Origin of the sequence: Shewanella sp. 10N.286.54.B9 (assembly GCF_041468565.1) — a bacterium.
Lineage (GTDB): Bacteria > Pseudomonadota > Gammaproteobacteria > Enterobacterales > Shewanellaceae > Shewanella.
In genome coordinates this window covers 1-21,843 of sequence record NZ_JBFRIY010000001.1, presented here as the reverse complement: position 1 = coordinate 21,843, position 21,843 = coordinate 1, and the positions used below count along the sequence as shown (strand labels likewise).

The 21,843-nt window shown below is 42.0% G+C and carries 16 protein-coding genes; 10 read left to right on the top strand and 6 right to left on the bottom strand.

Features of this window, described 5'->3' with window-relative positions:
* Window positions 1-36: 36 nt before the first annotated feature.
* Both AB4135_RS00080 and AB4135_RS00075 read right to left on the bottom strand, forming a co-directional pair.
* On the bottom strand, window positions 37-570 hold the full coding sequence (locus AB4135_RS00080) for a GspH/FimT family pseudopilin (protein WP_371989242.1): 534 nt from the start codon (window positions 568-570) through the stop codon (window positions 37-39).
* A 137-nt stretch (window positions 571-707) separates the two neighbouring features.
* On the bottom strand, window positions 708-1,220 hold the full coding sequence (locus AB4135_RS00075; RefSeq protein WP_371989240.1) for a GspH/FimT family pseudopilin: 513 nt from the start codon (window positions 1,218-1,220) through the stop codon (window positions 708-710).
* 217 nt (window positions 1,221-1,437) lie between these two features.
* Here AB4135_RS00075 and AB4135_RS00070 point away from each other — a divergent pair, with 217 nt between their 5' ends.
* The gene (locus AB4135_RS00070; protein ID WP_020913743.1) at window positions 1,438-1,776 is read left to right on the top strand and encodes a P-II family nitrogen regulator; all 339 of its coding nucleotides are present in this window, start codon (window positions 1,438-1,440) and stop codon (window positions 1,774-1,776) included.
* A gap of 96 nt (window positions 1,777-1,872) precedes the next feature.
* Here AB4135_RS00070 and AB4135_RS00065 read toward each other — a convergent pair whose 3' ends face one another.
* Window positions 1,873-2,886: a LacI family DNA-binding transcriptional regulator gene (locus AB4135_RS00065; RefSeq protein ID WP_371989238.1), complete on the bottom strand. Its 1,014-nt coding sequence runs from the start codon at window positions 2,884-2,886 to the stop codon at window positions 1,873-1,875.
* 494 nt (window positions 2,887-3,380) lie between these two features.
* Between AB4135_RS00065 and AB4135_RS00060 the strand changes: the two genes are divergently transcribed.
* Both AB4135_RS00060 and AB4135_RS00055 read left to right on the top strand, forming a co-directional pair.
* A complete protein-coding gene (locus AB4135_RS00060; RefSeq protein ID WP_371989236.1) occupies window positions 3,381-6,032 on the top strand; it encodes a TonB-dependent receptor in 2,652 nt (883 codons plus the stop codon).
* 135 nt (window positions 6,033-6,167) lie between these two features.
* Window positions 6,168-7,676: a tryptophan halogenase family protein gene (locus AB4135_RS00055; RefSeq protein WP_371989234.1), complete on the top strand. Its 1,509-nt coding sequence runs from the start codon at window positions 6,168-6,170 to the stop codon at window positions 7,674-7,676.
* Window positions 7,677-7,725: 49 nt separating this feature from the next.
* Here AB4135_RS00055 and AB4135_RS00050 read toward each other — a convergent pair whose 3' ends face one another.
* Genes AB4135_RS00050 through AB4135_RS00040 form a run of 3 tightly spaced genes read right to left on the bottom strand, consistent with a single transcriptional unit; the run spans window position 7,726 to window position 10,926 of the window.
* Entirely contained in the window at window positions 7,726-9,231 is a 1,506-nt protein-coding gene (locus tag AB4135_RS00050) for a tryptophan halogenase family protein (protein WP_371989232.1), read from the bottom strand.
* Window positions 9,232-9,288: 57 nt separating this feature from the next.
* Window positions 9,289-9,975 carry a SapC family protein gene (locus AB4135_RS00045; protein WP_371989230.1) on the bottom strand — a complete coding sequence of 229 codons (687 nt, stop codon included), beginning with the start codon at window positions 9,973-9,975 and terminating at the stop codon, window positions 9,289-9,291.
* A gap of 45 nt (window positions 9,976-10,020) precedes the next feature.
* Window positions 10,021-10,926: a sulfite exporter TauE/SafE family protein gene (locus tag AB4135_RS00040; protein ID WP_371989228.1), complete on the bottom strand. Its 906-nt coding sequence runs from the start codon at window positions 10,924-10,926 to the stop codon at window positions 10,021-10,023.
* 503 nt (window positions 10,927-11,429) lie between these two features.
* Between AB4135_RS00040 and AB4135_RS00035 the strand changes: the two genes are divergently transcribed.
* From AB4135_RS00035 to AB4135_RS00005, 7 genes are all read left to right on the top strand, one after another.
* The gene (locus tag AB4135_RS00035) at window positions 11,430-12,284 is read left to right on the top strand and encodes a pilus assembly protein PilM (protein ID WP_371989227.1); all 855 of its coding nucleotides are present in this window, start codon (window positions 11,430-11,432) and stop codon (window positions 12,282-12,284) included.
* Window positions 12,284-13,771, top strand: a complete 1,488-nt coding sequence (locus tag AB4135_RS00030) for a methyl-accepting chemotaxis protein (protein WP_371989225.1) — start codon at window positions 12,284-12,286, stop codon at window positions 13,769-13,771. The genes AB4135_RS00035 and AB4135_RS00030 overlap by 1 nt, the downstream gene beginning before the upstream one ends.
* Window positions 13,772-13,797: 26 nt before the next feature.
* Window positions 13,798-16,458: a family 20 glycosylhydrolase gene (locus AB4135_RS00025; protein ID WP_371989223.1), complete on the top strand. Its 2,661-nt coding sequence runs from the start codon at window positions 13,798-13,800 to the stop codon at window positions 16,456-16,458.
* Between the two features lie 216 nt (window positions 16,459-16,674).
* Window positions 16,675-17,580 carry an N-acetylglucosamine kinase gene (gene nagK, locus AB4135_RS00020; protein WP_371989221.1) on the top strand — a complete coding sequence of 302 codons (906 nt, stop codon included), beginning with the start codon at window positions 16,675-16,677 and terminating at the stop codon, window positions 17,578-17,580.
* A gap of 51 nt (window positions 17,581-17,631) precedes the next feature.
* On the top strand, window positions 17,632-18,768 hold the full coding sequence (gene nagA / locus AB4135_RS00015) for an N-acetylglucosamine-6-phosphate deacetylase (protein ID WP_371989219.1): 1,137 nt from the start codon (window positions 17,632-17,634) through the stop codon (window positions 18,766-18,768).
* A 117-nt stretch (window positions 18,769-18,885) separates the two neighbouring features.
* Window positions 18,886-20,049: a transmembrane glucosamine N-acetyltransferase NagX gene (gene nagX / locus AB4135_RS00010; protein ID WP_371989217.1), complete on the top strand. Its 1,164-nt coding sequence runs from the start codon at window positions 18,886-18,888 to the stop codon at window positions 20,047-20,049.
* 263 nt (window positions 20,050-20,312) lie between these two features.
* Window positions 20,313-21,626: a sugar MFS transporter gene (locus AB4135_RS00005; RefSeq protein ID WP_371989215.1), complete on the top strand. Its 1,314-nt coding sequence runs from the start codon at window positions 20,313-20,315 to the stop codon at window positions 21,624-21,626.
* Window positions 21,627-21,843: the final 217 nt, after the last annotated feature.

The window sequence follows — 21,843 nt, the reverse complement described above, 5'->3', positions numbered from 1 at the left end:
TGCCGGTGCTTTATTAGTTGCTGGTTAAAAGTAATATTACCCGCAGCTTAAACTTCCTGAAGATTGCCTAATTTTTCCTGTTACAGATACCTCGATTGCTTTGGAGTTTGAGCTGGTTTTACTTGATGGGCAATAGATAAATTGTCGGGTGCTTGTGGAAGCTGCCGTGCCGGAAATCATCCCTTCAGAGCTAAAACTTATGCTTTTGAGGCTAGTTTTAATAAAATCATCGCTATTAAATGCGTCAATTGTGCGGATGACTTGATCTGTTGCTGAATCATAAGAACCATTTCCGTTGACATCGATGAATACATCAAAGCCATCAATCCAATCTGTTCCACATGTAGAGCCTGAACGTGGACAGACAGTGACCGTTGCGCCATAACTTATGGCATGGCTTCTAGCCATAAAGAGTGATTGTTGAATATTACTGCTTGCGGCTTCACTTCGCGAGTTCTCATAAAAATCGGTAAATGACGGCACTGCTATTACCAGTAAAATGGTAGCAATAGCCAAAGTGACCATCATTTCTACTAAGGTGAATGCTTTGTCATAATATCGCTTATTCATTACTTATCTCTCTTTGAATATCCCTCTTAGTATATGGGAGTTAATAGATAGTTACAGTAGAAATTAACGTTAATTTCTAGTCAAAATAATGACTAAGTAGCTAAATATTGGCGGGTAAGTACTGATGGCGTTTACGGCTATTTACAGGCAATGGTTTTGTTATTAGAAAACCTTGAGCGTCCCGATTGGCTGACAATAATCGCGGCTGAATATTGGCTATTTAGTGACTCGGGGCAATAAGTGAGTGTACCGTTGGTGCCAGAGGCTAGGCCGGAGGGCAAGAATCGTATTGCTCTACGATTATATTGAACAAAATCTCGAGAATCAAAAGGCCCAATAGTGAATAGTAATTGATCTGTTCCATCAATATGATTTGATTCTCCGGTGTCACTAAAAACTGAAATGTTGTTACTCCAGTTAGAATTACAACGGGTTTCTATTAGTGGGCAAACGGTCACACGTTGGCCATAAGATATTGCATAACTTCTTGCTAGTTGAATGGATTGTTTTATCTCTTTTATGGATAAGTTTGCTCTAACTTGTGCATAGACTGCACTTAAGCTGGGAATGGATACACTTAATAAGATTGTGAGGATAACTAACGTTACCATGCATTCTATTAGAGTAAACCCCTGATCTTGCTTTAACATCAAATTCAATCCTTGAATGATATAGTGGGATGGACTAATGAGTGTAGTTTTGTGGGCGAGTCAACCTAGGCTGATTATTTAGATTGTTCCGTTATAAGAAGACTGCATTTACTTTTAAGGTCAGCGTAAAATCACTTTAGACTTCAGAGTTTTGGGGCTGCGTGCTAAGCTATCTGGCATAGAATGAGTCAGTTCAGCAAGTTTTAGGAGTATTACAATGAAAAAGGTCGAAGCCATTATTAAACCATTTAAGTTAGATGATGTGCGAGAGTCACTTGCTGATATTGGTATTACCGGTATGACGGTTTCTGAGGTTAAAGGGTTTGGCCGTCAAAAAGGCCATACAGAGTTATATCGCGGCGCAGAGTATATGGTCGATTTTTTACCAAAAGTTAAAATTGAGTTAGTCATCCAGGATGAGCAACTTGATCAAGCGATTGATGTGATTGTCGATACTGCCCGCACTGGGAAAATTGGCGATGGCAAGATTTTCGTCACAGATATTGAACGTGTTATCCGAATTCGTACCGGTGAAGAAAACGAAGAGGCTGTTTAAGCGAGCAAAAGTATTTTCACATGCTTTAATCCAATAAAGCATGTGAAAAGATGTTAAGTCACATTGTTAATTATTCTGCTTAGCTGTTTAAAATAATTATTTAGGTGAGGCTGATGAGTCGCGAATGACAGGTTCAGGTACAAATACTCTTGATTGTTCAGAAGCCTGGGCACGACGCTTTGCAATTAGCAGCTCGGTTGCGATATGGGCTATTTTCTCATTAGGCTGATGTACCGTGGTAAGTTTAGGCCAAGTTTGACGAGAGAAAGGGCTATCCTCAAAACCTACGATTGAAATGTCAGCAGGAATATCGACTCCTTCAAGCCTTGCTGCAAATAATGCCCCAGCTGCAATCTCATCGTTACAGGCAACGATTGCTGTTGGCTTATCTTTAAGGTTAAGTATTTTTTTAGCCCCAGTCACTCCCGACTCGAAAGAATATTGTCCATCGATGACTAAACCATCATCGAGAGTAATTTGATTATCTCTTAATGCCTGCTTAAAGCCCGCCAATCGCTCTTTGGTTGATTCATGTTGTTCGTCACCACTAAGGAAAGCGATCCGTTTATGGCCGAGATCAATCAAGTGCTGAGTGATCGAAATGGCGCCTGATTTATCGTTTACTAGTACCGCGAGACCATTGTTATCTTCAACTTTCTCCCCTGCAATAATGCGCACATAGCTGGCATCAATCTTATCAAGCGCTGCCAATATCACCGGATCTTCAGATAATGGTGGGGTAAGCACTAACCCAGATAAACGATTGTGCTTAACAAGCTTCACCAATTCCTGGCAGATGTCAGCAGACTTAGAATCACACGGGTGAATGAGAAGCTCATAGCCAAGATCCTTACAAGCAGACAAGATACCATTTTGCATATCGATAATATAATAGGCATTCGGATTATCATAAATAAAACCGATGACATAAGAGCTTGTTCCCGCGAGGTTTCTAGCTGCAAGGTTTGGTTGGTAATTTAACGCTTGAATTGCGTCATTAACCTTATCAATCGTTGCCTGTTTAACTGAAGGTTCGTTGTTAGTGACCCTCGAAACTGTTTTTATCGATACGCCAGCATATTTAGCGACATCATTAATTGTGACTTTCATAAAGCTGTTTTCTCATTAATTAGAGAGCTGGACAACAGTACTTCAGCAACTACACACCATTAACAATTAGGTTGTGCATAGCAGTATTTGTTATCGATTTTAGCCGTATAGTGCGAACTTTTAGGGGAATTAGCAATCATCAAGGAGTAGTTTTTTAGATTTTTTTCCAGAATTAAAAAAAATATTACATCTTTATGTAACAGATGTTGGTTGTTTAACTAACTGTATTTAAAGTTTAATAATGTTTTGCCCTTTGTCTCGATGTTGTTTTTGAGAGATATATTTGATGCGCTAGTTATTTTGTTGTGGCGCAGCTGTTAAATATTGTGTAATGTTTGCTCTAGACATGACAGCGTTGTCATTCCGGTTGGGGAATGGTTATGGATATAAAAAAATAAAATAAGTTATGGAAGGGAAACGAGATGCGACCATCTACTTTTAAGAAAACTGTACTAGCTACAAACATAGCGCTTCTGCTTGGAAGCGCTGTTTCTATGTCTGCAATGGCAGCTGATGCTGATGCCGCAGGTGCGGACGAAAATATTGAAAAAATCGAAGTGCGTGGTATTCGTGCTTCACAGGCTGCCAACTTGAACTCAAAGCGTTTTGCTGACGGAACTGTTGATGCCATCTCGGCTGAAGATATTGGTAAATTTCCAGACAAAAACGTTGCAGAAACTCTAGCACGTATACCTGGTGTTACTATTGACCGAACATTTGGTGAAGGCCAAGGCGTAACTATTCGTGGTGTACAGCCTGACCAAAACTTAACACTATTAAACGGTCAAGCTGTTGGTACTAGCCAATGGTTTGTTCTTTCAGATGCAACCCGTAACTTTAACTTTGAGCTTTTAGCATCAGAAATGATCTCTGGGCTCGAAGTGTATAAAACATCTCAAGCGGATATTGATGAAGGTGCTCTTGGTGGTACCGTTATTTTACATACCCGTAAGCCACTTGATTTAGAGGCTAATACTTTTAATGCATCAGTAGAAGGCCAGTATGGCGATCTCTCTGAAGAGTGGGATCCAGGTCTATCTGGACTGTATAGCTGGAAAAACGAAGAAGAAACATTTGGTATGTTAGTTTCTGCATCGTATCAGAAACGTTCAGTTCGTCGTGAAACGACCGAAGATTTTGGCTGGTTTGGTCCGTCAATCGAGCGTATTGATCCATTAATGGAGCCACCTAAAGGAGCCGATGAAAAAGGCGCAACTCCTTGGGGAATTGGATCTGCATTATTCGAGCAAGAACGTGAACGCGTTGGTTATGATGTTACCGCTCAATGGGCGCCAACTGATGAACTTGATATGACGCTGCATTACCTTAGCTCAACCATGAAAGCTGATAACGTTAACTCTAACTTAATCGGTATCCCATTCCGTGGTGTTGCGTTTTTAGGTGAAGATACTAACGAAGGTACAGTAACTAACGGTATTGTTGATTCATTAGATGTTACAGGTCTGCCAAACCGTCCAGGCTGGGCACGTCACATGGCTTACGACAATATTTTCCGTGATGGTTCTGAAATGTCGACCCAAGTTATCGATTTCGATGGTAATTATGCATTAGATACTGGCAAGCTGCATTGGCAAATTGGTATGACAGAAGGTAAGGGGACTAACCGAGATTTCTTTACTGAGTTTTGGGTAGATGCTACGGATCCTCGTGCTGCATTTGATTTCACCAACCCAGGTGGAACAGCACCAGCTATTGATTTCACTGGAGCGAGTCCATGGTTGACTAACCCTGGTGATGAAATGTGGTTAGGTGGTATTTTTGATCAATTGAATGAAACAACCGATAAAGAAACCTATGCACAGTTAGATTATTCTTGGTACGTTGATTTTGGTGGTGTGGAAGAAATAAAAGTAGGTGGTAAGTACCGCGATCGCTCAATGGAACAGAATCGTTGGAAGACTGACCTTGCTGGTTTAGATCCTATAGGTGCAGGTAGTTTAGGCCCTGCGAGTGACTTCTGGTCTGGCGATATGGTCAATGTTGATCACGCTGACACTAGCATGCCATCACAAAGCTATTTTATGCCTGACCGTGACACTATGTATAACGCGCTATACGCAGTTGATGAATGTACCGCAACTAGTGCTGGTTTATGCCGTAATACAGATGTATTCCAAGGTAGCTCTTCTTTCGATGTAGCAGAGAAAATCAGTGCACTATATGCAATGGCCAAGTTCAATGTTGAAGGCGTACGCGGTAACGTTGGTCTTCGTTATGTCGAAACTGATACGACTTCTGAAGGCACTGTTGCAGGCGACCCAGTTAAATATGAAAGTGATTATTCTGAATGGTTACCAAGTATTAATATCGCCTATGACCTGTCATCTGACGTTATCTTACGTGCAGCGGCAAGTCGTGCGTTAACTCGACCTGCACCCTTCCAGCTAGCTCCAGCGGTTAACCTAACTCCTGAGACTAGTTCAGGCTCTGCTGGTAACCCATTCTTAGAGCCATTAACAGCAGCTCAATATGAATTGGGTGCCGAATGGTATTTCACTCCTGAATCAGTAATTGGTTTAACAGCATTTAAGAAAGATATAAGCAACTTCATATACACAACAACTGTTTCAGCTGTAATTGAAGGTGAGCAGATTAACCAGCTAAGAACGCCTGTCAATGGTGGTAATACATCTATCGACGGTGTTGAATTCCAGATGCAACATGCATTCGACAATGGCTTTGGTGGTTATGTTAACTATACCTACACTGATGTCGCAGATGCTAAAGTCACTGAAGCTGTATTGATTACTAATCCAGATGGTAGTGTCGTTGCTGCGACACAAGATAGCTATGTAGAATTACCAAATACATCTAAGAATTCTTATAACTTAGGTGCTTATTACGAAGATGACCTGTTTAGCGCTCGCGTCAACTATAACTACCGTAGTGAGTATTTCCTTGCTAAAACTGAGATCGGTAACCAGTATCGAGACGAGCAGCAGCAAGTGGATGCCCAGTTAAGCTGGAATGCAACTGAGAATATTACCATTTCTTTCGAAGCACTCAACCTTACCAATGAAATCTGGGAAAACTACTACGAACGTGCTTCAGATGGTGCTCGTTTAGGTGGCACTCAGAGTTCAAATGGTCGTCGTTATTATCTTGGTGCAAGCTTCCGTTTATAAGCCAATGTTGAGTAATGATTGTTAATTAGAAAGTAATAAAGCCAGTCATTTGACTGGCTTTTTATTTCTATACAGTTACATAAAAGGAAGTCGTTTTTAATTAGATTTAGTCATCGACTTTAAGGTGTGGATAATATGAATGCTCTCCCAAATCAAATCGTCATTGTTGGCGGAGGCACCGCTGGATGGATGGCTGCAAATTTGATGGCTCATCAATGGTCGAAATTAGGCTGTAATATTACGTTAGTTGAGTCAAAAAATATTGGTACTGTTGGAGTGGGTGAGGGAACGACTCCATTTTTTCAAGGATTTTTTGATCGATTAGGTATTCCCGAGTCTGAGTGGATGGAAGCGGCGAATGCTACCTATAAATGTGGTATTAGTTTCCCTAATTGGATTACAACTGCTAAAACAGATAGTTACTTTCATCCTTTCTATTCCTACATTGATAGCCCACAAGTACCGCTATTTTTTGCAAATGCTAACCTTCGTCGAGAAGGATTAGACGTTGATGCACATCCTGATGATTATTTTGTTACTTCGAAGCTGGCAGCGCAATGTCGCTCACCCATTGCCAAAGAGGGAAATCATCAACGATTAGATTATGGTTATCACTTTGATGCTGGGTTATTAGGAGAGTTTTTAAAGAAAAAAGGAATTGAAAGAGGGATCGTACACATTGATGACAAGGTTACTGATGTCAGGTTAGACAGCAATGGAGATATTAGCAGTGTGATTACTGTTAATGCTGGAGAGTTGATTGCTGATCTATTTGTTGATTGCTCAGGGTTTCAAGGATTACTGATTCAGCAAGCATTAGGTGAGAAGATGGTTAGTTATCAATCTCAGTTATTTAATAATAGTGCAGTGGCGATTCCGACAGCCATCAACGGTGATGAGGAGCTTTCTTCTGAAACAGTGTCAAAAGCACTTAGTCATGGCTGGGTTTGGCACATCCCTCTAGCGAATAGGTATGGGAACGGCTACGTATATAGCAATAAATATATATCAGCCGAAGAAGCAGAGCTTGAGCTAAGGCAACATTTGGGAGAGAAAGCTGAAGGTGTTAAAGCGCTGCATTTAAGTTGGACGCCAGGTCGAATAACTGAGCACTGGAAGAATAACTGTGTCGCTATAGGACTGTCTCAGGGTTTTTTAGAGCCTTTAGAAGCTCCTATGTTAAATATCATTCAACGCAGCATTGAGAATTTCGTTGAGCTATATGAAAAATCAGAGTTCACTCGGGAGTATCAGCAAGAGTTTAATGCTGACATTAACTCACTAATTGATGGAACTCGAGACTATTTGCAAGCACATTACAAACTCAATGGCCGTGATGACTCGCAATATTGGAAAGACTGCAGATCTAATATTTCTCAATCTAAAGAGCTTAAATCAATCTTAGATGGCTGGATTGGAAATCGTAACTTTGACCAAGTACTGCGAGAAAGCATGCACAACCAAGTTTATTTTAAAACATCTTGGTATTGTATTTTGGCTGGAATGGAACATTTTCAACAAGCTTGCAAACCAGCAGTTAGAGCTGGAAAACGTAATCATCAAAGAGCCAAAGAGGCATGCCTTGAAAAGGCTAGCGGATTTATAAAACATAGAGCACAGTTGATGCAAGTTTATAATTCGTAATATGTAGATCAAGCACTGTAGTTATTACTGTGCTTGATTAATGTTGAGGTCACCTCTGATATACTTGCTCTAACTGTGCTTTATGGCTGAGAAAATATTCGTTTGCTATCTTTTGGCAATATTTTTTTGCTCTTAGCGCGGGAACAGATTGAGCATCTTCGATAGTCGGAGAGGGAAAGCATCCCATCCCTGAAAAAAGGCAGTACCAAGATGGGCGTAAATATACCAATGAGTCTTGTTGTTGTTTAAGTGCACTCTCAAAGTCGCCTCCACTGTCCCACGTCGTTATTAAGTTGGCTAATGAATCTGGCGTTAGTGCGTCCTCTCTGCATGCTCGCCAATAAGTGCTGTCATTACGACTATTTAACTTGTAGTGAGCTACAATGTAATCTCTGACACCATCAAAAGTTTTGTTTAAATCTTTGTTGTAGTCAGCTTTAGTTAACTCTGCAGACTTAGACTCGTCCTCAAAACTGCTAATAAAACGGTCGATTGTAAACTGTATTAGCATTAATGCAGTCGCTTCTAGTGGCTCAATGAAACCCTGTGACAGACCTACAGCTAAACAGTTTTTGTGCCAATGTTGATTTAGGCGTCCAACACGCATTTTTAAGTGTCTAGCCTCGATATCTGCATCTAATAACCCAAGCTGAGTTCGTAATTCAGTTTCTGCATTATCAGGACTAATGAAATCAGAACTAAAAACATAACCATTGCCCCATCTTGAGGTTAATGGAATTCTCCATGACCAACCATTGGTTAATGCTCTAGAAACTGTTTGGGGAGGAATCTGTGCGTGGGGATCTAAACTGGTAGGGATAGCGACTGCAGCATCATTGAAAAGGGAGTCTTTATAGCTGCAAAATGAAAGGCCCAATGTTTTATTAACGAGTAAACCAGCGAATCCAGTACAGTCGATGAAAAAATCAGCCCTAAGTGACTCCTGAGCTTCCACATTAACAGCAGTAATATGGCCATCAATTGAGGTATCTACACTTGCAACGTTGCCTATGACGTGTGTAAGTCCAAGCTTTAACGCTCTCTCTTTTAAAAAACGACCTAGTTTGGCAGAGTCAAAGTGATAGCCGTAATCAACATCAAACGGCAGCTCGATTTTGGGTACCGGTGATTTGTTTAACTCTATGAGCTGCGATGATACAAAATAATGGTTAGGTAGGGCGTCAACATTTACTCCCCTTCTTCTTAGTCCGCTATTATGAAAAAATAGATCTGCTGGCTTTAGATCTAGTTTGGAAAAGAAAGGGTGGAAGTAACTTTCATATCCAGCTTTTGTAGACCAATCGGGAAAGCTGATGCCCGCTTTGTAGGTTGCATCGCAAGCTGGCATCCATTCTGACTCTTTAATTCCCAAGCTGCTAAAATATTGTTTCAAGTAGGGAGTTGAGCCTTCACCAACCCCTATAATGCCAATATCTTTTGATTCAACAAGAGTAATTTTAACTGAATTTCCCCATGAAGAAAGTAAGCTATTTACTGCCATCCAACCAGCAGTACCGCCTCCAACAATTACGATACTTTTTGGTTTTATTTTCATCAAAACACTCCCGCCATGACATATTGTTGGCACCGCAAATTTGCATGCCTTAATTAACTACTTTATTAATAAATCAACTTGTCCTAAAGAGGATAAATGAGAGTAGATAGGGCCAAATAATCCTTGTTTGGCGAACATTAATAGTTTGTCATCGGGCAGTGCCTTAAGGCGTTCTTCATCTATGGCGTAAATGCCTTGAATATTATGATCTTTACCATTTGGTCCTTTAATTGTTAGTACTTTTTGCTGCAGTAACTCATTGTCAGTTAGATGCTTTATAAATAATGAGGTTATATGGTGATACTCGGCAATCTTGCCCATGAACGCTACTTGTTGCTTTAGATAGTCGGTTTGTTCACTATTATCATCGAAAAGACGGTGGCCTTCTGTTGTATTAACACGCTTTGAATTACGGTTAAAACCTATCATGATGCTTTGCTTTTCATTTTCTCTAGCAATAAAAGGCTGTCCTCGCAATACCATTGGTAAGTAACGTGCAGTCCATTCTCCTTCAACTACAAACTGATTAGTCTCGGGAGTGAGTCCAAATAAAGCGACAGCTTTGAACTGTGTAGATTTTGGATCTTTGGTAAAGATGATTGGGAAAGATGCTGAAGCCTGCATGAACTCTTGTACCATCAATGGTGCTATGTGGTCACTGCTAAACTCTTCAAAACTGTTAATGTCTTTTATACGAATGTTTTGATGTTCTTTGTTATTCAAAGCTACGTATGCTGCTTCCATGTTGAACTCCTTATTTTAGTTATGCTTTATTTTTGTTCTAGTTGGTTATAGCAGCAACATAAAAACGCCACTACCGATAATCCAACAAGAAAATACTAGTTTTAGATTCTTAACCGACATAAACGTTACGATTCTTCGCGCTAATAGCCCACCAAGAATTGCTCCAGGTCCAGCAAAGAGAACAATCTGAAAATAGGTTTGAGTTGTTGGAGTAAAATGAATATATGCGCTAGCCCACACAGTAGCTGCTGATATGGTCACTCCTAAGGCTATAGCGACTATTGGTGCTGTTCTTTTTAATAGCAAATATATGACGACCAACTCACCGACACCAACAGAAAGCCAGCCAGTGATAACCCCGCCCAAAAAGCTTATGAATACTATTGTATACAGATCCTTCTTTGATAAAACGAGACGATCTGATAGCTGATTTCGATAAATGCAATTGATCCCCAAAATAACTCCGAGAACAATGGAAAAGACCCCAAAAGTAAAGGGCATCGATTGTGGAGGTTGAAGGTTGGTGAATTGACAAAGCCATAGGCCTGCTATAGAGGCCGGAATACAACATTTTAAAATGATTGGATACTGTGACCAATCATTAGCATTGAGCTGTGAGTGATGTTTTACTTTGTCTTTATAGTATCTCCACCAGGTTAATGTACCTGCGGTCATACCAAAGCATTGAATTGCGAAAGATGTAGAGAGAGCTTGCAGTTCACTTAATTCTAGTGAGTTAAAAATAGGAATAAATATCACACCTCCACCCGCTCCCGTGGTGTTGGCAAATATGGCACCGACAATGCCTAAAAATAAAAAGTAGAAATAATGACTCGTCACTTCAACGCTAGAGTCAAATGACATAGCCCAAAGAAGCCAAAGCAATGCTGATAGTGTAATGAAAGAAATCTTTTTAAATCTACTAGGCTGAAAACCAGCTAAAAACTGCACAATCAAAGAACACCTCACGAATTAGTTATTCTTAAAATATCATTCAGATGTGTCCAAGATGTTACTTACTTTAGACAGCGTTGTCATTATATTCCAACAGCTAAATTTTAGTGAAAGCCTTAGTGAATAGGGGAGCGTAGAACTAGGCTCTGCATATAGCCTTTTTTGCTAAAAACAATTGTCAAAAAAATGTAGAAATCTTGTTTGTTCTTGTGTATGTTTACTTATGACAGCGTTGTCATCTGCTTGTGTGGCAGCTGTTTGTAAGGTCTGCATGGATAGGATGAGGTCTCCTAATTCGTGTTGTTTTTAACAAACAATTTGTGTTTGTTATTCCTATAGTCTCTCCCCAGAAACTAGTGTAGGCCGAGTGCTTGTTAAGTACTCGGCCATTTTTTTCTACAGAGACTCGACCAGTTTTAATCATTAGATAATAAAAATAATAGCTCTTACCTAGCGTTGACAACCATAGTCACGATTAGGCCATTAATGGAGTGACTAATATGAACAAAATAGCTGTGACGTTAATACTGCTATTTAGCGCATTACTTATGGCTAGTCATGCGTTTGCAAAGGACGTGGTGACCACTATTCCTCAGAGTTGGCAATTAACGCTAATGGAAACAGCTCTTGAGCGAGTCAATAGCCAGTACCAGTCTAAAATAATCACCACTGAGATGAATCAAAAGCGTAAAGTGGAAGAATCGCTGGCAGGTAATGTTGATGTATTTTGGAGTATGACTTCAGCTGAGCTTGAGTCGCAGGTTTTACCTATTCGGATCCCTATATTTAAAGGTTTGCTTGGCAATCGATTGCTTATTATTCGCAAGCAGTCTCAAGCTGATTTTAATCGTGTTCTCAATCAAGCAGACTTTGAGCAATTTACAGCAGGGCAAAATCATTATTGGCCAGATGCCGACATCATTCGTGCAGGTGGTCTTCCTATTGTTACCACCTATAAATACAAGAATTTGTACCCGATGCTTGAAGGTGAGCGCTTTGACTATTTAGCCCTTGGTGCACAGGAGATTTGGGGCGAACTCGATAAACATCCTGATCCTCGTTTAAAGGTTGATGACCGCGTGTTACTGCAGTACCGCTCACCAGCTTATTTCTTCGTTTCTCCGCAGCAACCAGAGCTTGCAAGAGACCTATTAAAAGGCTTAGAGCTGATGGTAGGTGACGGCAGTTTTGATCGGTTATTCAAGCAGCACCTGAAGATAGATGAGCTCTATGCCAAAGCTAATTTTAAGCAACGAGCCATCATTCGTTTGCAAACCCCAGGGTTAAGCTTGCTCACGCCGATATCAAGATCAGAGCTATGGTTGGACCTGTTTAGTATTGAAGGAGCTATGTAATGAATTCTTTATCTACAAGAGTATTAATTGGTCTAGCTTCGGCGTTGTTTGTTGTCGTCACCATTCTTTTTAGCTCTGCATACCTACTTGAAAAATCTAAACTAGAGCAGCAGTTTGAAGATTACCAACTAAATACCTTAGCCAATCTAGAAGTTACCCTGGCACAACCGATATTCAACTATGATTTTGAGCAGATTAGTGCAGCGCTATCGACATCATTAAAGTCCTCCAAAATCTACTCAATTTCAGTCCTCGACCATCGTGGTAAATCGATGGCAGAGACCAGTCAACCCTATTCCGTTGATGCTAGTGAGCTATTAGCCCACAGCATTAAATTTACCAATAATGGTAAAGCGATTGGGCAATTATCAATTGAGTTTTCAGCCGCGCCAATTCATAGCGCAATGAATGAACTCATGACGACTTATATTGTTATGGCGCTGCTTATTTTGGTTTTTAGTGTTGTGGCTATATTCTTTATTTTACGCGTATTAGTGATAGCCCCTCTGGCTCATGTCGTCGAGGCTATGAATGAGATTGCAATTGGTGATGGTGATTTAAGTCGTAAATTGCCGGTAGAGAGTCAAGATGAGATTGGCCGATTAGGCTTAGCCTTTAATCAGTTTATTGCGCAGATCCATAGCACTATCATTAAAGTCAGTGAAACCTCGGAGCAGATATTAGCCGACGCCACAGCGCTTGATGCACTTTCTAATACCAATAATCAGCGAGTACAGTCACAACTACTCGATGCCGAAGCCGCTGTAACCGCGATAACTCAGTTAAGTGGTAGCGCCTTTGAAGTAGCAAATAGTGCCAAATCAACAGCGGATGAGGCTACTCGAGCCGATCAGGAGGTTGAGCACAGCCAGTCACAATTTGATGCGGGGTTAGCGCTTACTGACCGTTTAGCTAATGAGCTAACACTTTCAGCATCATCTGTTGAGCAGTTACAGCAAGAGACGCAGAAAATTGATGAAGTGGTGGTAGTGATAAACGCCATTGCGGAGCAGACCAACTTACTGGCACTTAATGCAGCGATTGAAGCAGCCAGAGCTGGCGAACAGGGCAGAGGCTTTGCGGTTGTCGCCGATGAAGTGAGAACGCTAGCGAGCAGAACACAACAGGCCACAGGTGAAATACAAAAGATGATCCAGCTGGTACAGCATCGAGTTACAGAAACTGTGACAGTAATGCAGTCAAGCCAACTTTTATCTACTGAGGCGCTAACTCACTCTAAAGAGATTAAAGTTTTACTAGGTAACGTGACTGAAATTGTATCTAATATCAGCAATATGAATTTAGATGTTGCCAGTTCAGCAAAGGAACAAACCGAGGTTACAGCCGGGATCTCTAAGAGCTTAGATGATCTAGTGGCGGTGTCGGGTTCGGCTTCAATAGACAGTGAAAAACTTGCAAAATCAAGTGATCGTTTATTTCACCAGGGGGAGAAATTACGCGACTTGGTTAAATCGTTCCACCTATAAAAAAGAATATGGAAATGAGGATTGTAATGAAGAAAAGATTAATAGTAGCAGCTGTTGGCTTGATATTGGCGACCAGTGCGTGTTCTCAAAAGGATGGTGAAATAACGGCTAAAGGTGCACAAGACGGATCCCCCATTGCGCTGAGTCAAGACAAGTTGAGCCTTATTGGTCAGCAGTTAGCTGTGAGCTATCGAGTCGTGACTAATGTTGCTGATAATAAGTGCGATAAAGACTCTGCGGGCGGCAAGTGTTTTGTAGCAGAAATAGATCTGACCTTTCCTGTGGATGTCGCAGCTAAAGATTGGGCTATTTACTTCTCTCAGATGAGACCTGTGCAATCTATCGAAGGTGATGAATTTACCATTTCTCGTGTTAAAGGCGATCTGCACAAAATTGAACCTTCAACAGGGTTTAAAGGATTAGTTAAAGGGCAGACTAAAACGATTCGTTTTAGAGGCGATAATTGGCAACTAGCAGAAACCGATGCAATGCCTAACTATTATATTGTTGCTAATGGCTCTGCACCAATATTAATAGACAGTACCAAGGTTACAATTGATACAGAGACTGGCCTAGAACTCCGCCCTTACGCTGTAGATTTTACTGATGCCGAAAAGCAGTATAAGCGCACTGAAAACGATAAAGTAGAGTGGGCAACATCAAGCGTTTTGTATGCAAATAACCACGCGACTAAAATTGACGCTAAGTTGGCAGAAAACCGCATTATACCAACACCAACAACGGTGGAGTTAACCCGTGATGCTGCGCAAGTCTCTTTGAAAGATGGCTTAAAGATTAGCTATAACAAGGTTAACCCTCAGGCGGTTAAGGCTGCACTTACACGTCTAGCTAGATTGGGTGTTACTGAGTCAGACAAAGGGCTCTCGGTTACGTTATTACCGTTATCAGTAAAAGCCGTGCCAGGCAGCTACCATCTCGATATTAACTCACAACAGATTACTATTTCTGCTAATGACGATGCTGGCTTTTCATACGGGTTAGCATCGTTAACATCTTTGGTTGATGTAAACACGCTAGTCGTAAACGCAATGTCAGTGGAAGATTCCCCACGCTATGATTTTCGTGGCATGCACATCGATGTATCTCGCAACTTCCATAGTAAACAGCTGATATTAGATCTGTTGGATCAAATGGCCGCTTATAAACTTAATAAGTTGCATCTGCATATGGCCGACGATGAAGGTTGGCGTCTAGAGATTGAAGGGCTTCCCGAGCTTACAGATATCGGCAGTAAACGCTGCCATGATTTAACTGAGGATAACTGTTTGCTACCTCAACTTGGAAGCGGTCCCTTTAGTGATGTAAAGGTGAATGGCTACTACAGTAAAGCTGACTACATCGAGATCCTGCAATTTGCAAATGCACGACAAATCCAAGTAATTCCATCAATGGATATGCCGGGCCATTCTCGCGCCGCGATTAAGTCGATGGAAGCACGTTACCGTAAGCTGGCTGCGCAAGACTTAATGGCTGAAGCAAAACAGTATTTACTATCAGATAGTAACGACAAAACGGTTTATTCATCGGTGCAATACTATGACGATAACACCTTAAATGTGTGTATGGAGTCGACGTTTACCTTTATTGATAAAGTCATTGATGAAATAGCGCAATTGCATAAAACGGCTGGCGTACCGCTATCGCTGTACCATATTGGTGCTGACGAAACCGCTGGTGCCTGGCTTGAGTCTCCTGTGTGTAACACCTTTATCGCCAATAACGATAAAGGTGTTAAAGACAGCAGTGAACTTGGGGCTTATTTCATCGAAAGAACCGCTTCGTTACTTGCAGCAAAAGGCATAGAAGCCGCTGGTTGGAGTGATGGTATGAGCCATACTCGCCCAGAAAATATGCCAAAAAAGGTACAGTCAAACATTTGGGACATTGTTGCACATGCAGGCCACAAGCGCGCTCATCAACAAGCTAACTTGGGTTGGCAGACGGTATTGAGTCAGCCTGAAGTACTTTACTTTGACTTCCCTTATGAAGCTGATCCGAAGGAGCACGGCTATTACTGGGGCATTAGGCAAAGTAACAGCAAGCACGTGCATAGTTTTATGACCGATAACTTGCCTGCCAATGCTGAGCAATGGACTGATATTGAGGGCTTGCCGTTTGAAGCTGATGACACAGTTCAACGTGATGAAAATGGCAATGTTGTAAGTGGACCGCTTGCTAAGTCGGCTAAATTTAGCGGCATTCAAGGTCAGCTTTGGAGCGAAACAGTTCGCAGTGACGAGATTGCTGAGTACTTGATGTTCCCGCGTGTGCTGATGTTAGCCGAGCGAGCATGGCATAAACCAAGTTGGGAAGTTCCTTATCAATATCAAGGCGCTATTTACAATCAACAGAGCGGAATGTTTACTCAAGATATGCGAGCGCAGCAGGCATTAGAGTGGCAGACAATTGCTAATACCTTAGGCCACAAAGAGTTGATAAAGCTAGATAAAGCCGGCATTAGCTACCGAGTGCCGACCGTTGGTGCTGTAATTAAAGATAATAAACTATTGGCTAACCTTATCTATCCAGGATTGGCAATAGAGTATCGAGTGAATGGTGGCGATTGGCAGCGCTATAAGGCTGCTGTAGCAGTTGAAGGTGAGGTCGAGGTGCGCGCCATTGCGGCAGATGGACAGCGAAAAGGTCGGATGTTGAGAGTGCAGTAACAAAGTCTTTACTCTGTCACTTATCACGATGTAAGTGTTTACTTAGTTTAATTGCGGTAACCCTCAACAGTTACTGCAATTAAATTGGTTTTAAGGATTCGGTTAAAAAAACAAATGACAACGCTGTCATTTGTATTGTAACATGTGATTAACTTAGTGGCTTTCTTAGTCAAGAGCAGCTCAACACTAATTATTAGAACAATAAAGAGGTTTGTCATGGGCATAGGCCAGGCGAAAGAAGCATCCTTGTATATAGGTATTGATGGTGGTGGCAGTAAGTGCCGCGCAACTATATATGCGAGTGATTTCAGCATTGTGGGAACGGGCGTCGCAGGGCGTGCCAATCCGCTGCATGGTTTAGCACAAACATTCCAATCTATTGAAGAATCAACTCAGTTGGCGTTGGCAGATGCAGGGCTTAAAAGCTCGGACAGCAAACGCTTAATAGCAGGGCTTGGACTTGCAGGTGTTAATGTCTCTAGGCTTTATGAGCAAGTATTGAATTGGCAACATCCGTTTGCTTGTATGTACCTAACCACTGATCTTCATACTGCATGTATCGGTGCTCATGAAGGTAGTGATGGCGCAGTAATCATTACCGGCACCGGTTCTTGCGGCTATGCACATGTTGCTGGTGAGGAACTTTGTCTTGGTGGTCATGGTTTTGGATTAGGTGATAAAGGTAGTGGGGCGTGGCTTGGACAACAAGCCAGTGAGCAGGTGCTACTCGCGCTAGATGGTTTTGGAGAGAAAACCATACTCACAGAGCGCTTATTCGCTCATTTCAATGTTAACAATGCCATGGGGATCGTAGACAATTTAGCTGGGCAATCGTCTAGTACCTATGCCAAGTTAGCGAGAAATGTGTTCGAAGCTGCTCAACTAAAAGATGGCGTGGCGCAAGACATTGTGCGTGAGGGCGCTGGCTATATAAGCGAGCTGGCAAGAAAACTATTCACAATAGAACCACCGCGTTTCTCTATGATTGGTGGTCTTGCTGAACCGCTGGCCAATTGGTTAGATGATGATGTTATAGCTGAAATAGCCCCGACGCTACAACCTCCAGAGTGGGGCGCAGCATTCTACGCACAGCAAGAGCATAATAAGCAGCAACAGCAATAGCTTTGTGCTGTTTCGCGGTTGGCATAGACAAAAATTGAAAGTGAGTTTCAAATGAAGCAAACAATAGTAGCAGAGCGACTTTTTGATGGGCAGCAGTTTCATTCTGAGCTGCCTATCACTTTTGAAGACGGCAATATTATCGCGTTTGATACCGTTCAGGGCGCTAAAGAGTCTAAAGTGAAAGGCACTGTTTGCCCTGGCTTTATTGATGTTCAGGTAAATGGCGGCGGCGGTGTACTGTTTAATGCAACCCCTACTCGTCAGGGGATCGAAGCAATTGGCCTTGCTCATGCAAAGTTTGGCACGACAGCCTACTTACCAACATTAATAACCGACAACGTAAGCGTAATGCAACATGCTGCCGACGCTGTTGCTGATGCTATAGCCGCTAAAAGCTCTGGTGTTTTAGGCGTTCATTTTGAAGGGCCGCATTTATCGATACCGAAAAAGGGCGTTCACCCACAGCCACATATTAGACGTATTTCAAATGCTGAGCTTGAGGTGTTTAGCCGTCAAGATTTAGGAGTAAGAGTTGTCACTCTTGCGCCGGAGAATGTTTCACCTGAAGTTATATCGGCGCTGGTGGAAAGTGGCGTAAAGGTTTGCTTGGGTCACTCTAATGCTGACTATGACACGGTAAAGGCTGCTTTGGATGCCGGTGCCACAGGTTTTACTCATCTGTTTAATGCAATGTCAGCTTTTGGCTCACGTAGTCCTGGCATGGTTGGCGCAGCGCTTGAGAGTGCTGATGCTTGGTGTGGACTTATTGTTGATGGGCATCATGTCCACCCAGCAGCCGCTAAAGTGGCAATTAACGCCAAGCCTAAAGGCAAAGTCATGTTAGTCACTGACGCTATGCCGCCAGTAGGGCTTGATAGCGAAGAGAGTTTCGAGCTATTTGGCACAGAAGTCATACGTGTTGGTGACAGGCTTAATGCGGTGACTGGCGAGCTTGCTGGCTGCGTACTTGATATGGCTGGGGCGGTTAAGAATACTGTTTCCATGCTTGAGCTGTCGCCAGAGGAGGCGATAAGGATGGCCTCTTTGTACCCCGCTAAATTCTTAGGGTTAGACAAGCAGTTCGGCTCGCTAGAGATTGGAAAGCGTGCTGATTTAGTGTTAATCAACGATGAATATAAGGTGCAGCAAACCTATATTGGCGGGCAATTAATTTTTTCTGCGCGTTAAAAGATATGAGACTCATTTTAGCTAAACCTCTGTAGCTTAGGCTATCGAGGTTTTTTGTTATACATCAAAATCGTTGAAATTGAGCCATAGCAGCTATTTGTTTAAAGAGTGATACTAATGACAATAATAAAAGAAATCCATTCACAGACAGATCTCAGTCCTAAACAGAACAAAGTAAGACTTAAGTCACTCGATGCGCTTCGTGGGTTCGATATGTTTTGGATCTTGGGTGGTGAAGCCATTTTCGCAGCACTCATCGTATTAACGGGGTGGGGCGGCTTACATTGGTTCGATAAACAGATGCACCATAGTGCTTGGCATGGTTTCACCTTCTACGATTTAATCTTTCCGCTATTTATATTTTTATCAGGTGTTGCACTTGGGTTATCGCCAAAAAGACTAGATAAGCTGCCAATGGTCCAGCGAATGCCACTCTATCAGCACGCAGTAAAAAGGCTACTGCTATTACTGTTGCTTGGGGTCATTTATAACCATGGTTGGGGCACCGGTGCTCCTATGGCATTAGGCGATATTCGCTACGCGAGTGTACTCGGCCGCATTGCTTTTGCTTGGTTCTTTTGTGCTTTGCTAGTTTGGCATACCAGCCTCAGAACCCAAGTGATCACCAGCGTTACTATTTTAGTTGCTTACGCGGTATTGCAACTGTTTCCATTTATAACACTTGATGCTACTGGCTCGTTTACAGCTACCGGATCAATTAATGCGGCTATCGATAGTATGCTATTACCTGGCGTCACTTATCAAAATGCAGCGGTTGACCCTGAAGGGATCTTATCAACTATTCCCGCAGTAGTTAACGGCCTTCTAGGTGTTTTTGTCGGTCACTTTATTGTTAAAACCCATGCTAAAGGGGAGTGGTATAAGCTTGCTGTAATGTGTTTGTTAGGTATAGGGTTACTAGTTCTGGGCTGGCTGATATCACCTATTATTCCGGTCAATAAGACCTTGTGGACCAGCAGCTTTGTACTGGTTACATCTGGTTGGAGTATGTTGTTACTGGCATTTTTTTATGGCGTTATCGATGTCATGAAGTTTAGCCGCTGGGCTTTTCCACTTATTGTGATTGGCTGTAACGCGATTGTTATCTACCTTGCCACCAGTATTGTTAACTGGAAGTATACTGCTGAAAGCTTATTTGGTGGGATAATCAATAGTTTTCCTGTATCGGCTCAGAGCTTAATGGCAGTGATAGGATTATTACTAGTGCAGTGGTTGGTGCTTTATTGGATGTATAAGCGTGCCATTTTCATAAAAGTTTAAGGCTTTGTTACTATCATGCTCAACACTTGTCATTCGAAGTCGCTACCTTAAGGGTGACGTTGTGAAATGAATTGGTTAAAAGTAAAAATGACAGCGTTGTCTTTTTGGTGGTAATGTTTTAACATCAGTGAAACAAAAGCCTGAAGTAGGGCACTTAAAACAGATAAATATCTGTTGTTGATAAGACTATAAAATGGAAGGATGGGATAGCAGGCGATTCTGCTATCATCAAATTAATTACTATAAGAAGCAGGTTTAAATACATGACAGCAACGACTCAGGCTCAAGTTAGCCCTAAGAGCAGTATTCTACCTATGACCATAATAGGTGTGCTCTTTTTTATCTTTGGATTTGTGACATGGCTTAACGGCTCTTTGATCCCATTTCTTAAAATCATCTGTGAGCTCAATGAATTTCAAGCGTTATTTGTCACGTTTGCTTTTTATATTGCTTATACCGTGATGGCATTACCCATGTCATCAATACTAAAAAAAACTGGTTATAAAAATGGCATGGCCATCGGTCTAGCCATTATGGTTGTCGGTTCCTTGCTATTCATTCCCGCAGCTCAAAGTGCCAACTTTATTCTATTCTTAGGCGCACTATTTGTTTTAGGTACAGGCTTAACCATCCTACAAACAGCTTCTAACCCTTATGTGGTGCATATAGGTCCTAAAGAAAGTGCTGCCATGCGAATTAGCATCATGGGCCTGATAAACAAAGGTGCGGGTGTGATTGTACCGATCCTGTTCACAGCTCTTGTACTGTCAGGGTTTGAGAACTTTACCGCCGACCATTTAGCGGCATTGACTGAAGCTGAACGTACAGCGCAGATTAGTGAGCTTTCTTCAAGACTTGTAGCACCGTACATATACATGGCGGTTGCACTGACATTTTTGATTGGCTTAGTTAAGTTTTCATCATTGCCTGAGTTGGAGTTTGAGGCGGCAGATGACCATCAAACCAAAGGTAGTATTACTCATTTCCCCCAAGTGATTTTAGGTGCCGTGGCGCTGTTTGCTTATGTAGGCGTTGAGGTGATTGCTGGTGACACTATTGGCCTATATGGCGCGAGTCTTGGAGTGAATAATTTTGCCTCATTAACTTCATACACCATGGTATTTATGGTGCTAGGTTACATTATTGGTGTGACTTGTATACCGCGATTTATTACTCAAGAAAAAGCGCTGTTAGGTTCTGCTATCGCGGGTATTCTGTGTGTCATCGGCGCGACGACGGCTTCTGCTGATAGCACCTTTATCGCTGATATCTTATGGGGATGGAGTGGCATTCCTGTTATTCCAAATACGGTTACATTCGTGGCTATGATGGGGCTTGCCCATGCATTGGTGTGGCCATCAATTTGGCCGCTAGCGCTTGAAGGCCTAGGTAAGTACACCGCTCAAGGTTCGGCGCTACTTATTATGGGGATCTCTGGTGGTGCGATACTGCCACTAGTGTTCGGCAAGGTAGCTCATTTCGCTGACAATACCCAGTTAGCTTACTGGGTGTGTCTGCCTTGTTATCTATTCATCCTATTTTATGCGCTTAAAGGCCATAAGATGCGCAGCTGGTAGCACAAGTTTATCTAGTTAATCGCTGCAATATCAATTCAAGGGAGCCATAGGCTCCCTTTTTATTTGGTCGGGTATTAGGTTAAGCAATCGCTAGCACAAGAGCAGGGGGGAGTAGTGATGTTAGTTGGCGCAAATTGTAAGTCGCTAAGGGGCATTCAGCTTTCGATGCAACTCATTTGCATTGAGCTTTTGCAAGTCGCCGTGAATATATCCCTAT